This is a genomic window from Acidimicrobiia bacterium, from assembly GCA_035471805.1.
Taxonomy (GTDB): domain Bacteria; phylum Actinomycetota; class Acidimicrobiia; order Spongiisociales; family JAHEDJ01; genus JAHEDJ01.
The window spans coordinates 1-13947 of sequence record DATIPS010000004.1; the positions used below are offsets into that span (position 1 = coordinate 1).

The window sequence follows — 13947 nt, forward strand, 5'->3', positions numbered from 1 at the left end:
GTCAGGATGTCCTGGAACTCGTAGGCCAGATAACGGGTTTCGCAGCCGGCCTGCTGCCGAGACCGGTTCAGCGGCTGCTGGGCCGGTTGACCTCACTCTGACCACAGGGAGTATTGGTGTTGGCCGTTCGTGAGGTGGCTCAGGCAACCTGCGCGGATGGGTGGAACTTCCTGCGGTGCCTCCCTCGGTTCATTTGGAGACCACGAGACCTGCGTTGCTTGGGTGTTCGAGTTCCCAACGGGGCTCCAACCTGGCTGGTACGACATGGTGGTTGAGTGGGTTGCGCCCTGCGCAGCTTGGTTTGAAACAGACGTGTGTCCCTTCCCCTCGCGACCGACCGGGCTCGTTTTGGTGGGGGGAACGGTCGGGTTCTTGTCCGAGGAGTACACCGTCGATTTCGCCGGGGGAGAAGCTTGGCCGTTCGATCCCTGGGTTTTCGCTGAGCCGTTGCCGGATAGCGGCTAGCCGCAGTTATTGGCAGTAGCCCGGCGGCGCTGGTGGGCAATAGGGGCTCCGCTCAAGGGGGTGTTTTCTGTCTCTCGGTGCGGGTATAATCGAACATATGTTCGATACGCTGACAAGAGACCCAGAGCTCCGGGTCTGGCTCGACCAAGCTGAGTACGGCGATGCAGAGCTGGCCCTGGCAATCGCGGAGGCGGATCCGGGGATCCCTCGCGAGCCGTCGATACCGCCCGACTTGGCCGCAATGGAACCCGGGATCGTGCTGTCCGGTCTGCTATGGGCCATCGACGTTAACTCCCTCTCGGGTCACGATCGGGTGATCGTGATGGCCGCCCATCAGCGAATGGCATCACACCATCAAGCCAACCTGTACGCCGCGATGGCGTCGGTTGCCGAGGCGGTCTCCGAAGAGCTGCTCGATAGAGATGGCGAGACCGACTTCGAGATAGTGGAACAGGCCTGCTCATCCGAGATCCGGGCAGCGCTCCGGCTCACCCGGAGGGCAGCGGACAACGAACTCTCCATTGCCCGTGACTTCCAGACGCGGCTGCCGGCCGTTTGGCAGGAGTTCGCTGCCGGGCGTATCGACCGGCGCCGTGCCAATCTCATCCTCCATCGCACCGATCATCTTCCGGTCACCCAAGCGCAGGAAGTGGCTCGCCGTGCGTTGGAACGGGCTTCCGAGCTCACGACCGGGCAGCTGACGGAGCTGTTGCGAAAGCTCAGCGTCGAGGCCGATCCCGCGGATGCCAAACACCGCTACGAGAACGCAGTCGATGAGCGTCGAGTCGTTCTCGAGCCCGGCACGGACGGCACAGCCCATCTCTTTTTCATGGACCTGCCGCCCGATCGAGCCGCCCGGATCCGTGACCGCATCGATTCGGCTGCCCGCGACCTGCGGACCTCGGGAGAGACCCGGACGATGGACCAACTGCGTGCGGATGTTGCCCTCGACTTGCTCGATCCCAGCGTTCCACACTCGGGGCGCGAGTCGGGGCGAGGATCTCTCGTGATGACGGTTGACATGGCCACACTCGCCGGTCTTACTGAATCTTCCGGCGATCTCGGTGGCTACGGTCCGGTGATTTCCGATGTCGCCCGCCGGGTGGCCGAAACCTCGCTCAGCGACGAGTGGCGATTCGTTGTGACCGACGCCGAACATCAGCCGATTTGTTCCGGGATCACCCGCCGCCGTCCGACAGCAGCAGATCGGCGCGCAATCGAAACGGCATTCCCGACCTGTACGTTCCCGGGATGCCGCGTCCCGTCGACGCGGTGCGATCTCGACCACATGACACCCTGGTCTGACGGCGGACCGACGTGCTGGTGCAACCTTGCCCCCCTCTGCCGGCACGACCATCGCGTGCGACACGGTGCGGGCTGGAGCTACCGGCGAACGGAGGCCGGTTCCCACGAGTGGACGAGTCCTCTCAGCCATCGATATTCGAGTGAGGCCCGGGCGCCGTAACTCCGGGCGGTGAGGCCACGGGGCGCGGCGGTGTCGCTCATCGAATCGAAACTCGCCATACGACTCGCGCTTGGCGGTGAGAAGGCGGAGTCCATTGGTCTTTCCAGCACCAGAGTCCTGCCCGAACGCCTGGTGGACGACGGATTCGAGTTCGGCGATGCAGACCTCGAGACGACGCTGCACCGGATGCTGGGCTGAGGGAAAGTTCGCCTCCGCTCTGCAGCTGAGGCGTACGACACTCCGCCACCCATCCAATACCCGACGCGGCCTCGAACATCGAGTAGACGACCGAAAGAAACCCAATGCCACCTATCGACCTCTCCGGAACTCGAGTCCTCGTTCTCGGCGGATCCGGTGAACTCGGAACCCGAATAGCCGGCGAGCTGCGCAACCGGGGCGCCGTTGTCCTGGCGACCGGACGAAACGCACGTCGATCCGGTGATCCCACCGAATCGAACATGCTGGAATTCGATTTGCTCATCGACGACCCGGCTCAACTCATCGAGAGGACGGTCGAGACACTCGGAGGACTCGACGGGGTCGTCAACGCCGCAGGCGTGGTTGCCTTCGGACCCTTCGAGACACTCAGCGACGATGCTCTGAACGAACTCGTCAAAACCAACTTCACCGCCCCGCTGAGATTGCTCAGAGAGGCGATCCCACACATCGAAGGCGGCTTCTGGGTCAGCATCACCGGGGTCGTCGCCGAGCAACCGGTGGGAGGAATGGCCGCCTACTCCGCGGTCAAAGCCGGGCTGAGCGCCGCCACGAGGGCCCTAGCCCGCGAACTCCGGCGTAGGAAGATCCACTTGCTCGACGCCCGGCCCCCTCACACCGAGACCGGGCTGGCCACCCGACCAATCGAAGGCAGCCCTCCTACGCTCCCGACCGGCCTGGATCCCGATCGGGTAGCACGGCTCATCGTCGAGGGTCTCGCGGCGGGGGAGAGAGAGCTCCCCTCAACTCAGTTCGCATAACGCTGATCGTGGAGGCGGGCGCCACCCTGTGTAGGGGTGGCAGCGTTGCGGGCCATCGCAATCTGACTTATGCGAGCAGGTTCGCGACCGCCCGGGCCGCAGACAATCCCGACAGGGAACTTGCGTTTCGGCCAGCGCTCGGTCGGGCGTTTGGTGTCTCGAGAATCATCCATCCGCACCGTTGACGGGCTCCGTAGACAGGGTGAAGAGTCATACGGAGGAGTAATGCACTTCCCGACCGTTACCGGATCGAATCTAGAACGCAGGTCTTTCACGCTTCCGGACGACCTCGAAGGCGAGGTGAACCTCGTCATATTGGCCTTCTGGAGAGACCACCAGAGTCTGGTCGACACCTGGATGCCGTTGGCAAGACGGCTGCAGACCCGTCACTCGGGCCTGGTTGCCTACGAACTGCCGGTGATCGAATCCAGGAGCCGGGTTTCCCAGTGGTTCATCGACAGCGGAATGCGCTCCGGAATTCGCGACCGCACCACACGCGAGCACACCATCACGCTCTACATCGACAAGGCCGAGTTCCTGGCGACGCTTGAGATCGAAGACGATTCGACGATCCGGACATTGTTGATCGACCGAGCGGGCCGCATCCTCTGGCGATCCGACGGACCTCTCGACCCCGCCAAGGAACAGGCGCTTTCCGAGTTTCTCGAGCCTTCTCCCACGACCGCCTGATTTCAACAAACCTTCCGGCGACCACACGGTCGCCCGACCCCGAAAGGAGTCATCCGATGAGAAAGAACCTCACTCTCGGCCGCCTGGCCGGTGTCACCATCGAGCTCAACTGGAGCGTGCTGGTCATCGCCTCCCTCATTACGTTGTCCGCTTCCGGAAGTCTTTTGCCGGCGGCGGTTCCCGGCTTGAGTGGTACCGCCTATCTGGCGGGAGGACTGATCGCGGCGGCTGCTCTGCTCGGCAGCATTCTGCTCCACGAACTCGGTCATGCTCTGGTGGCTCGCCGTCACGGAGTCCAAGTCGACCGTATCAGTCTGTGGGCCTTCGGTGGGGTCGCCCAACTCGAGGGCGAGGCTGAAACACCCCGTGCCGAAGCAGAGATCGCCGGGGTCGGCCCGGCCATCAGCCTGCTTCTCGGCGCCGGTCTCTACGGCATCGCCACAGTCATGACGGGACTCCCCGCCGCGATCGTCGGCTGGGCGGGCCTCATAAATGTCGTATTGGCATTGTTCAACTTGATACCCGGTGCTCCTCTCGACGGCGGCCGCCTCCTGCACGCCTGGCTGTGGAAGCGCCATGGTGATAGGGGGCGGGCGACGCAGACTGCCGGCAAGGTGGGTCGCTACTTCGGAACCGCGCTCATCGCACTCGGCCTGGTCCAATTCGTGTTCGGCGGATTCGGTGGGTTGTGGACTGCGTTCATCGGCTGGTTCCTGAGAAACGCGGCAACTGCCGAAGCCCGATTCGCTTCCCTGAATGAGGATCTGGGGGGCGTCACCGCACGCGACATCATGACTGCTGTCGAACCGGTCGAGGGAGATTGGCTATCCGTAGCTGCGTTCATCGACAGACACGCCGTCCAGCAGATCCGCCCGTTTTATCTAGTGGGAGAATCCGACGGACCGGTCAGCGGTGTGGTGACGGTCAAAGCTCTGGCCGCAGTGCCCGAAGATGATCGGTGGACGACGTCTGTGCGCACGGTTGCCCGACCGGTGGACGAGTACCCGGCAGTGCGTGCCGACGAACCGGCTGCAGAACTGCTGCGCAAGATCGGGACTGCGTCACTTGTCGTGGTCTGGGATGGGTCAACGCCGATCGGCACCATAACTCAGGTTCAGTTCGCCACCGCGGCCGAAACCGCGCGCATGCTGGCATCGCTGCGCAGTGTGCAGACTGAGGCGGCCTGAACCAGTTCGAGACCGACCGCCCGGCGGAGGCCACGCCGGGCGGTTCATGTCATCCACCGACCTTTGCCGATCCGTACAACGGATAAGGAGGCTCACAACCATGACAACCCCGCCGTCCACCGTTCCCTCTCTCCGCTCGCTCAGCACATTCCATCGCACGAAACTCGCATTCCTGGCCGCGGCCTTTGCATCGTTCGTGCTCTCGGTTTCGCTCTGGTTCCTGGTCGATCGAGAGGTCGGCCTGTTCGTCGGGCTCTGGGTCCCTGCAATTCACTCCCTCGGCACACTCGTGCTGACCGGTGAGGCCGACGAATCATGAGCAACGGTCTGCTGTTCGCAATCGGCGGCGTCCTCTTCATCATCACGACCGGCGCCACCATCGCCTTCCTTCTGTCACGAGTGATGGCCGCCCACCGACGTCAACTCCTCGAATCGGAATCCGTTTCTCACATCGAGTCGGACCGCTTCACCGAGATCTATGTCCGCGACGACGTAGCCAAGATGACGGTTCCTGCAGGCATCGATGCAGCAAGTGGCTCCGTACCGCCCGAGAGATGATCGCCGCCGACGACTATCCGCTCACCGCCCCTTGCCCCGTTCAACGGGCCGTCATGTTGCAGCGGTGGGACGATGTCACGTTCCTGCACTGGCCGGTCGATCCTGAGATCGTTCAGTCGAGGCTTCCCTCAGGGCTCCGGGTGGACACCTTCGAGGGCCGTGCCTGGGTAGGTCTGGTTGCCTTCCGCATGCGCGGGATTCGGTTGCCGTTCCTGCCGCCGGTTCCATACCTGGGATCGTTTCCCGAGACCAACGTCCGCACCTACGTGCGCGGTCCCAACGGCCGGCCCGGTGTCTGGTTCGATTCACTCGATATCACCCGCCTGATCCCGGTACTCGTGGCCCAAGTGAGCTACCGGATTCCCTACCGTTGGTCCAAGATGAGAATCGATCGAAGCCACGATGAAATCAGCTACACCGCCGGCACCCGCTGGCCCGGGCCGGCGGGCACGGCGAGCCGGATCGTCGTGCGACCCGGTGCGCCGATTGGGACCACCGGAAGCTTGGAACGGTTCCTGACCGCCCGCTGGGGCCTCTACAGCAGTTTCGGCGGCGGGATGACCTTTACGCCGGTCGATCATCCCGAGTGGCCCCTGAGGCGGGCTGTACTCGCAGATATCGATGATCACCTGGTAGCGGCGGCAGGCTACCCGGCTCCAGCTGACATGCCGCTGGTGCACTACGCAGCCGGAGTACCTGTGCGCGTTGGGGCACCCCGTAGGATCGAGCTCTGAGCCATGCCCGAGGGACATACGATCCATCGTCAGGCCCGACTCCAGCGAGCAGCGCTGGCCGGAGAGCGGATCCGAACCTGGTCTCCGCAGGGAAGGTTCGCGGCCGGCGCCGCACGTCTCGACGGTCGCATACTCAACGATATAGAGGCGCTGGGAAAACACCTCCTCTACCGGTGGGACTCCGGCGACACGCTGCACGTTCACCTCGGACTGTTCGGCAAGTTCAAGACCTTCAAGTCCGATCCGCCGCCGCCGACCAACATGACGCGACTGGCGATGGCCAACGGGCGGGCGGTTGTGTATCTGTCGGGCCCGACCATCTGTGAACTCCTGAACACTGAGGAAGAAGACGACCTGCGGGCGCGGATCGGACCCGATCCGCTGGCTGGTCGGCGCTCCGGTCGACGATTCGTCTCCAACCTCGCTCGACGTCGAATTCCGATCGGGTCTGCGCTGCTGGATCAGAGAGTCGTTGCGGGCATCGGAAATGTCTACCGGACTGAGGTTCTCTTCAAGTGCGGCATAGCTCCTCATCGACCGGCCGACCAGATCCAGGGAGACGAGGCAAACCTACTCTGGACGACAATCAGATCCGAACTCCGCGCCGGTGAAGCTGCCGGGCGGATCGTGACGGTGAGCCCGAACGACGTCGGTGTACGCGCCCGGGCGGACATACCCCGCCAAGAGCGACTCTACGCCTACAAGCGAGCCGGGTTGCCGTGCCGTCGCTGCGGTGACACGATCCTGTCCGCCGAGATGGCCAACCGCCTCATCTGGTGGTGCCCGACCTGCCAGCCGCCGTCAAGATGAACCCTTCACGGCCGTTCTATGCGCCCATACCCGCTTTGCGGGCGACTCACTGCCGCGGGTGAACGGTGCATAACGCCGCAGCGTCGCGTATCTTGGGGAAACACTCCAGGGAGATGTTCCGTGACTGAGGGGATGATGAGGGCCTGACCATGTATTGCCCGACCTGCGCACACGAGAACCCGGCCGGCCAGAAGTTTTGCGGAAACTGCGGCAACAGCCTGGCGGCGGCGTGCTCGAACTGTGGCGCCGAGAACCCGCCGGGCAATCGGTTCTGCGGTGAATGCGGCACGGTGCTGGGAGGTGCCTCACCGATTCCGACCGCGGCCCCCTCCGCCGCGCCCGACACCTATCTCGAGCGCCGGGTCGTTTCCGTCCTCTTTGTCGACCTCGTCAACTACACATCGTTCTCCGAGGGCCGGGACGCCGAGGACGTCCGTTCATTCCTTTCCGACTACTTCGACCGGAGTAGAGAGATCATCGAACGTTTCGGCGGAGTGGTCGAGAAGTTCATCGGCGATGCCGTTATGGCCGCCTGGGGCGCCGTCGCCACCAATGAGGATGATGCCGAACGGGCCGTGCGAGCCGGCATGGAGCTGGTCGACATGGTGGCCAAGCTCGGAGCCGACGCCGGCGTTCCCGAACTGGCCGCGAGAGCGGGGGTACTGACCGGGGAAGCCTCGGTACGGTCGGACACCAGCTCGGAAGGAATGGTGATCGGCGACCTCGTCAACACTGCCGCCCGGCTCCAGGGTTCGGCCGAGCCCGGCACGGTGTACGTGGGGGAGACCACCTACCGGGCAGCAGGCGATTCGATCCAGTTCGCAGACATCGGTTCGCTCGACATGAAGGGCAAGGACCTCCCGGTTCCTGCATGGAAAGCATTGCGTATCGTCGCGCAGATCGGCGGCGCGCTCCGCAGCGATGGTCTCGAACCGCCCTTCACCGGTCGTGCTCCCGAGCTGCGGATGTTCAAGGACCAGCTCCACGCCGCCGAGCGCGAGCAGAGAGCGAGACTCATCTCGGTCGTCGGCCAGGCGGGCATCGGCAAGAGCCGCCTGGTCTGGGAGTTCCAGAAGTACATCGACGGCCTCATCAGCGACATCTACTGGCACGAGGGCCGGTCACCTGCCTACGGCGACAACCTCGCCTTCTGGGCCGTTGGCGAGATGGTCCGGCATCGTGCCGGAATTGCCGAAACCGATGATTCAACCACCACCAGAACCCGGCTCCGGGAGATGATCAACACCTATGTTCCCGATCCGGACGAGCAAAGCTGGGTCGAACCCCACCTCGAAGGACTGCTCGGGCTACGCGACGGCCACGTCGGAGAAGGCAGTGAACAAGCCGCCGCCTATCGGATCCTCTTTGAGCGCATAGCCGCCAAGGGGACCACCGTGCTGGTGTTTGAGGACCTCCACTGGGCCGACCCTGCCTTGCTCGATTTTGTGGAAGAACTGACCGATTGGTCGCGAGACCATCCAATCCTCATCATCACCCTCGCTCGGGCAGATCTCCTCGACCGCCGGCCGACATGGGGCGCCGGCAAGAGCGGATTCATCTCCCTGAACTTGAGTCCGTTGAGTGACAACGAAATGGGCGAGCTCGTTTCGGGTCTTGTTCCCGGCATTCCGGAAGTAACTCTGGGAGGAGTGGTCGAACGATCAGGTGGCGTCCCGATGTACGCGGTCGAGTTCGTGCGCATGCTCCTCGGCCAGGCCGTTCTGAACCAGAAAGACGATGGCACTTTCGAGATAGCCGGCGACCCGGCAGAGCTGCCGGTCCCGGAATCGGTCTCCGCCGTGATCGGTGCCCGACTGGATCGACTCGCTGAGGCGGACCGATCCTTGCTGCAGGACGCCGCCGTCATGGGCCACTCATTCAGCGTGGAAGGTCTGGCCTTCCTGACCGATCGGGACACCACAGACCTGGAGGGAAAGCTGGCACCGCTGGTACGGCATGAGCTGCTGGAAATCGTCAGAGACCCCCGGTCGCCGACCAGGGGCCAATACCGCTTCGTGCAGGGCCTCATTCGCGAGGTCGCACATGCCCGCATTTCGCGCGATGTCCGACGCGCTCGCCACCTGAAAGTGGCCGATTACTTCGCGTCCCTCAACGACGAGGAACTGGCCGGCATAGTGGCCTTCCATCTCGTAGAGGCACTGAGAGCCACCACCGATTCAGGGGCCGCCGCCCGGCTGTTGGATCGAGCCAAGGCCGCCATGCTCGATGCCATCGATCGTGCAGATGATCTCAACGCCTGGGACCAATGCCTGAGTCTGGCCAAGCAGGCGGAGGAGTTCTTCACCGGCCCGACCAATTTGCTGCCCTTCTGGGAGCGCGCCACGGCCGCCGCGGAACACCTTGCCAGGTATGAGGAGTGCGAGGCCTATGCCCGGCGCTGTATCGAGGCCGCCCGGGAACTCGGCGATCGGACGGTCGAAGCGCAGGCGATGAGCCTGCTGGGAACCGCCTACAACGTAAGTGGCCGGGCCAAACGGGCGGTTGAAGTCCTGACGCCGTATCTGGCAGAGCACCCGGACCCAGAAGGCGATGAGGGGTTGACGCGGGCCTACATGGCTCTGGCTCGGGGGCAGATGTTGGCCGGCGAGGGCGACCCGGCGGAGACGGCCCTGGTAGCCATGCGAGCCGCGGACCTTCTGGACCTCGACGAGGTTGCCGCCCAATCGATGATCACCAGAGGAACGGCCCTCTCGGGCCAGGCACGACCGCGCGAGTCCATGGCATTGCTCCATGAGGCGCTCAAGATCGCGGAGGAGCATGGGTTCGTCGGAACCAAACTCCGCGCACTCGCCAACATAGGCTACGGATCCCCCGACCCTCAGGAGAGCATCTCCGCCACCGACACCGGCTTCCGGGAGTCCCGCCGGCTGGGAGAGAAATCTCATCTCCAGTTCTTTGCAGGAAACTGGGCCTCCTTCCGGATCTACGTCGGCGACTTCGACGCCCCGGCATCGATCACCCACGATCCGATCTTCTCTGATGCCCCGGCAGATTGGTGGGCCCACCACTACTCGTATCTGGCGTCCGCTTCGGCAAACAAAGGTGATTTCGACCGGGCCAAGGATGAGCTGGCCAGGGCAAGGGAACTCGCCGCCGATTCAGACGACCCGCAACTCTTGCAGGCCATCCAACGGGCATCCATGACCATCGCCTGGGCCGAAGGCCGATTCCGTCAAGGTCTCGATGAGGCGTTGGACCTGTCACGGCGGTTCACCTTCGCGCACGGGATCATCATGTTCTTCGCGCGCCTCTGCGCGCTGACGTCCGGCGACCCTGCTTTGATCGCCGAGTACCGGGACCGGTTGGCCGAACTTCCCGCCGACGCTTGGGTGAGGGCATTCCGCGAGGATTTGAAAGGGCTCGATCAGGTGCTGCTGGGTGACACCGGCCTTCTGAGGGAACAGGTGCGCCGGTGGGTCGACTACTGGGGCGCGCCACCGACGGCAATCGTCCTGATGGTGGCCGGCGCACTGCTTCTTCCCGACAACCATCCCGAACGCCGGGCGCTCATCGAAGAGGCCCGGCAAATGAGCAGCGAGATTGGGATGACCACCGTGCCGATCGATGTTGCCCTCGGAAGGGTCACCTCCGCCTGAGCGCGCCCAGTCTGTGTACCCTGCCCCCCGGAGGACAAATCGTGGAGTTCCGTCGGATACACAGCCTGCCGCCATACGTGTTTGCCAAGGTCGACGCACTCAAGCGTCAGGCGCGCCGGGCCGGTGAAGACATCATCGACCTCGGATTCGGGAATCCCGATATTCCGACCAATCCAGCCGTGGTTGAGAAACTGACGGAGGCGGCGAGGAACCCCCGCAATCATCGCTACTCGCAGTCGCGCGGGATTCCCAATCTCCGCAAGGCTGTGGCCGACCGTTATCGGCGGCGTTTTGGAATCGACCTCGATCCCGAGACCGAGGTCATCAACACGATCGGCGCCAAAGAGGGTTTGTCTCACCTGATGTGGGCACTTGTGCAGCCGGGCGATGTTGCGCTCGTGCCGGAGCCGAGCTATCCGATTCACATCTACGCACCGCTGCTGGCAGGCGCCGAAGTGCGCAAGGTGCCGGTCTCCGCCGACCAGGACTTCTTTGAACGGATGGAAGCCACGTTTCACGACTCCTGGCCGCGGCCCAGGGTGATCCTCGTATCGTTTCCACACAATCCGACCACGATGTGTGTTGACGAGGAGTTCTTCGTGCGTCTCGTGGCGTTCGCCAAGGAATACGGTGTCTTCGTCGTCAACGATTTCGCCTACGCCGACGTGTCTTTCGACGGATACAAACCACCCAGCCTTCTCCAGGTTCCCGGCGGCAAGGACGTCGGTGTCGAGCTCTACACGATGACCAAAGGCCATTCGATGGCGGGCTGGCGGGTCGGTTTCGTAGCAGGCAATGCTGAGATGGTGGCCGCCCTCGCCAAGCTGAAGTCCTATCTCGACTACGGGACCTTCCAACCGATCCAGATCGCCTCGATCATTGCCCTCAACGAAGGCGACGAGTACGTCTCCGAGGTCAACGACATCTACGCGCAGCGGCGCGATGTGCTGATCGAAGGCCTCAACCGGGCCGGTTGGAAGATCGAAGCCCCGAAGGCCACCATGTTCGTCTGGGCGCCGATCCCGGACCCCTACCGGGAGATGGGATCGATCGATTTCACCATCGATCTCCTGCAACGCGCCAAAGTGGCGGTGAGCCCGGGCATCGGTTTCGGTGCTTCGGGGGAGGGGTTCGTCAGGTTTGCGCTGGTCGAGAACGAGCACCGGATCGGTCAGGCCGTCCGGGGGATCAGAAAGGCCCTCGACCGCCTCTGAGCAGGTGACCCTCACAGAGGCGACAAGACTGTTACCTGCTACCCGTCACCTGCTCTGCCAGTGGAAGGTAGATCTTCTCTGTGTAGTCGGCGACCATCCGGGCGGTCGAGAAGTCGTTGATCACCGAGATGATCGACTCCTTCATCATCGCCACCCAGGCATGAGGGACTCCGGCCTCGTCCCGATCGAAGAAGGTGGGAACAACCTGGTCCTGAAGGGTGTGATAGAGCGCCACGGCGTCCTCGTTGTCCTGGGCTGCGTGATCGCCGTTGCCGTATTCGGTACCGAACGTCCAGCCGTTGGACTGGTTGTAGCCCTCGATCCACCAGCCGTCTGGGGTAGACACGTTGAGCGCCCCGTTGAGAGCGGCCTTCATTCCCGACGTGCCGCTCGCCTCTTCGGGAGGTCGGGGGTTGTTCAACCAGACGTCGACGCCCTGCACCAGGAAACGAGCCATCCGCAGGTTGTAGTCCTCGAGGACGTATAGGTGCCCTTTGAACTCGGGCGAGTTCCCGAGTTCGTGGATCTGCTGGATGAGACCGCTGCCCCACTGGTCGGCGGGGTGGGCTTTGCCGGCGAATACGATCTGCACCGGCCTATCCGGATTGGTCAGAATCGCCTGCAACCAGGGCTTGTTGTGGAACATGAGCGTGGCCCGTTTGTAACCGGCAAACCGCCTGGCGAACCCTATCGTCAGACGGTCACTCGGGAACATCGTCTCCACCGAGCGCAACTCGAGAGGCGATGCGCCGTGGCGGGCATGCTGAACGCGGATCCGGCCTCTGGCGAACCTGGTCAGCAGTCGTTTCTGGCTGACGTGGGCAGCCCAGATCTCAGAATCGTCGATGTCGCGTATCGCTTCGAACACCGAGGGATCATTGACCAGTTTGTACCGCCAGTTGACTCCGATGTGCCTGGTCAACAGGCGGTCGAGATCGCGGCTGATCCAACCGGGGGTGTGGATGCCGTTGGTTACGCCGAGCGCCGGAGCTTTCAGCAAGTGCGACCAATCCTTGTTGACGACGTCGGCATGACGACGGCTCACTCCGTTGACACGCGAGGACATGCGGATGGCCATCGCGCCCATGTCGAAGCGGTCGTTGTTGCCGGCCCCTTCCTCGGTTGCTCCGAGGTGAGCCAGGTATCCGAGATCGCATCCGACCAGACCCGGCCAGTAACCGAGGTAGCGCTCGATGATGGAGAAGTCGAAGACCTCGTTGCCGGCCGGTACCGGCGTGTGGAGGGTGAATGCCGTTCTGGCCCGAATCTGCTCTTCCGCATCTTCGAGGGCCGATCCGCCGGCAACCGCATCCTTCAGTCTTTCGAGGATCGACAGTGCCGCATGCCCCTCATTCACGTGCCAGACGGCCGGTTCGACACCGATGGCGGCCAGGGCCTTGACCGAACCGATGCCGAGGATCATCTCCTGGCAGAAGCGCATCTCGCGCCCGCGCACGTAGAGGGTATGGGTGATCGGCCGGTCGGCCGGGTCGTTCTCGGGAATGTCGGAATCGAGCAGCAACAGCGGGATTACACCAACCTGAAGCAGCCAGACGGCGGCGGAGATCTGCCGCCCGGGGAAGTCGACGGCCACCTTGAGCTGGCCGCCCGTAGGTCCGGCGACCGGCCGCACCGGCAGTTGGTGGATGTCGAGGTGCGGATGCATGTGCTGCTGGTCGCCCGTGACGTCGATTTCCTGGCTGAAGTAGCCGCGCCGGTAGAGCAAGCCGGTGCCGATGAAAGGAATGCCGAGATCAGAAGCGGCCTTGGCGTGATCGCCGGCCAGCACTCCGAGACCGCCCGAATAGATCGGCAGTGAGGCGTGGATTCCGTATTCGGCGCACAGGTAGGCGATTGGACCTTCTGGCAACTCACCTTCGTGTTCTCTGGTCCACCAGGTGTCCTGATCCGCCAGGTACTCGTCGAATCGGCGGGTGGCCTCGGTGTAGAGATCATGGAAAGTCTCCGACTCGTCCAGGGCGCTCCAAGTATCGGGGTCGAGCGCCCGGAGCATGTCGATGGGGTTGTGGTACTGATTCCACAAGGTCGGATCGACGGTTCTCCAGAGATCGAGGGCGACCGGATCCCAGGTCCACCAGAGGTTGTAGGCGAGCTCATAGAGCAGCGCAAACCGGGCCGGTATGCGAAGTTCGTCTGAGGTGAGTACGGGGACCTTGATCACTGGAAGTCTCGCTGCTGAATGGGGGAAGCCTGGGCAGGTTAGCCGTGC

Annotated in this window: 12 protein-coding genes; 11 read left to right on the plus strand and 1 reads right to left on the minus strand. The window is 63.4% G+C overall.

Translation table 11 applies throughout. The features are described from left to right. The first annotated feature begins 562 nt into the window (after nucleotides 1-562). The 11 genes from VLT15_00570 (at nucleotide 563) to VLT15_00620 (ending at nucleotide 11717) form a co-directional block, all read left to right on the plus strand. The gene (locus VLT15_00570; protein ID HSR43707.1) at nucleotides 563-1930 is read left to right on the plus strand and encodes a DUF222 domain-containing protein; all 1368 of its coding nucleotides are present in this window, start codon (nucleotides 563-565) and stop codon (nucleotides 1928-1930) included. 9 nt (nucleotides 1931-1939) lie between these two features. After that, nucleotides 1940-2128 carry a DUF1731 domain-containing protein gene (locus tag VLT15_00575; GenBank protein ID HSR43708.1) on the plus strand — a complete coding sequence of 63 codons (189 nt, stop codon included), beginning with the start codon at nucleotides 1940-1942 and terminating at the stop codon, nucleotides 2126-2128. Between the two features lie 104 nt (nucleotides 2129-2232). Continuing rightward, nucleotides 2233-2907 (plus strand): SDR family oxidoreductase, encoded by a 675-nt coding sequence (locus tag VLT15_00580; protein ID HSR43709.1) that lies wholly within the window; start codon nucleotides 2233-2235, stop codon nucleotides 2905-2907. Between the two features lie 225 nt (nucleotides 2908-3132). Then, the gene (locus tag VLT15_00585) at nucleotides 3133-3597 is read left to right on the plus strand and encodes a hypothetical protein (GenBank protein ID HSR43710.1); all 465 of its coding nucleotides are present in this window, start codon (nucleotides 3133-3135) and stop codon (nucleotides 3595-3597) included. A gap of 56 nt (nucleotides 3598-3653) precedes the next feature. Next, the gene (locus tag VLT15_00590; GenBank protein HSR43711.1) at nucleotides 3654-4784 is read left to right on the plus strand and encodes a site-2 protease family protein; all 1131 of its coding nucleotides are present in this window, start codon (nucleotides 3654-3656) and stop codon (nucleotides 4782-4784) included. A gap of 100 nt (nucleotides 4785-4884) precedes the next feature. Then, complete coding sequence (locus VLT15_00595) at nucleotides 4885-5103, plus strand: hypothetical protein (GenBank protein ID HSR43712.1); 219 nt, start codon at nucleotides 4885-4887, stop codon at nucleotides 5101-5103. Beyond that, nucleotides 5100-5342 (plus strand): hypothetical protein, encoded by a 243-nt coding sequence (locus VLT15_00600; protein HSR43713.1) that lies wholly within the window; start codon nucleotides 5100-5102, stop codon nucleotides 5340-5342. Before VLT15_00595 ends, VLT15_00600 begins: the two co-directional genes overlap by 4 nt. Next, complete coding sequence (locus VLT15_00605; protein HSR43714.1) at nucleotides 5339-6076, plus strand: DUF2071 domain-containing protein; 738 nt, start codon at nucleotides 5339-5341, stop codon at nucleotides 6074-6076. Before VLT15_00600 ends, VLT15_00605 begins: the two co-directional genes overlap by 4 nt. 3 nt (nucleotides 6077-6079) lie before the next feature. Continuing rightward, the gene (locus VLT15_00610; GenBank protein ID HSR43715.1) at nucleotides 6080-6886 is read left to right on the plus strand and encodes a DNA-formamidopyrimidine glycosylase family protein; all 807 of its coding nucleotides are present in this window, start codon (nucleotides 6080-6082) and stop codon (nucleotides 6884-6886) included. Nucleotides 6887-7035: 149 nt separating this feature from the next. After that, on the plus strand, nucleotides 7036-10503 hold the full coding sequence (locus VLT15_00615; GenBank protein HSR43716.1) for an adenylate/guanylate cyclase domain-containing protein: 3468 nt from the start codon (nucleotides 7036-7038) through the stop codon (nucleotides 10501-10503). 38 nt (nucleotides 10504-10541) lie between these two features. Next, nucleotides 10542-11717, plus strand: a complete 1176-nt coding sequence (locus VLT15_00620) for an aminotransferase class I/II-fold pyridoxal phosphate-dependent enzyme (protein ID HSR43717.1) — start codon at nucleotides 10542-10544, stop codon at nucleotides 11715-11717. A gap of 31 nt (nucleotides 11718-11748) precedes the next feature. Here VLT15_00620 and glgP read toward each other — a convergent pair whose 3' ends face one another. Further along, nucleotides 11749-13899 (minus strand): alpha-glucan family phosphorylase, encoded by a 2151-nt coding sequence (gene glgP / locus VLT15_00625; GenBank protein ID HSR43718.1) that lies wholly within the window; start codon nucleotides 13897-13899, stop codon nucleotides 11749-11751. Between the last annotated feature and the right edge of the window lie 48 nt (nucleotides 13900-13947).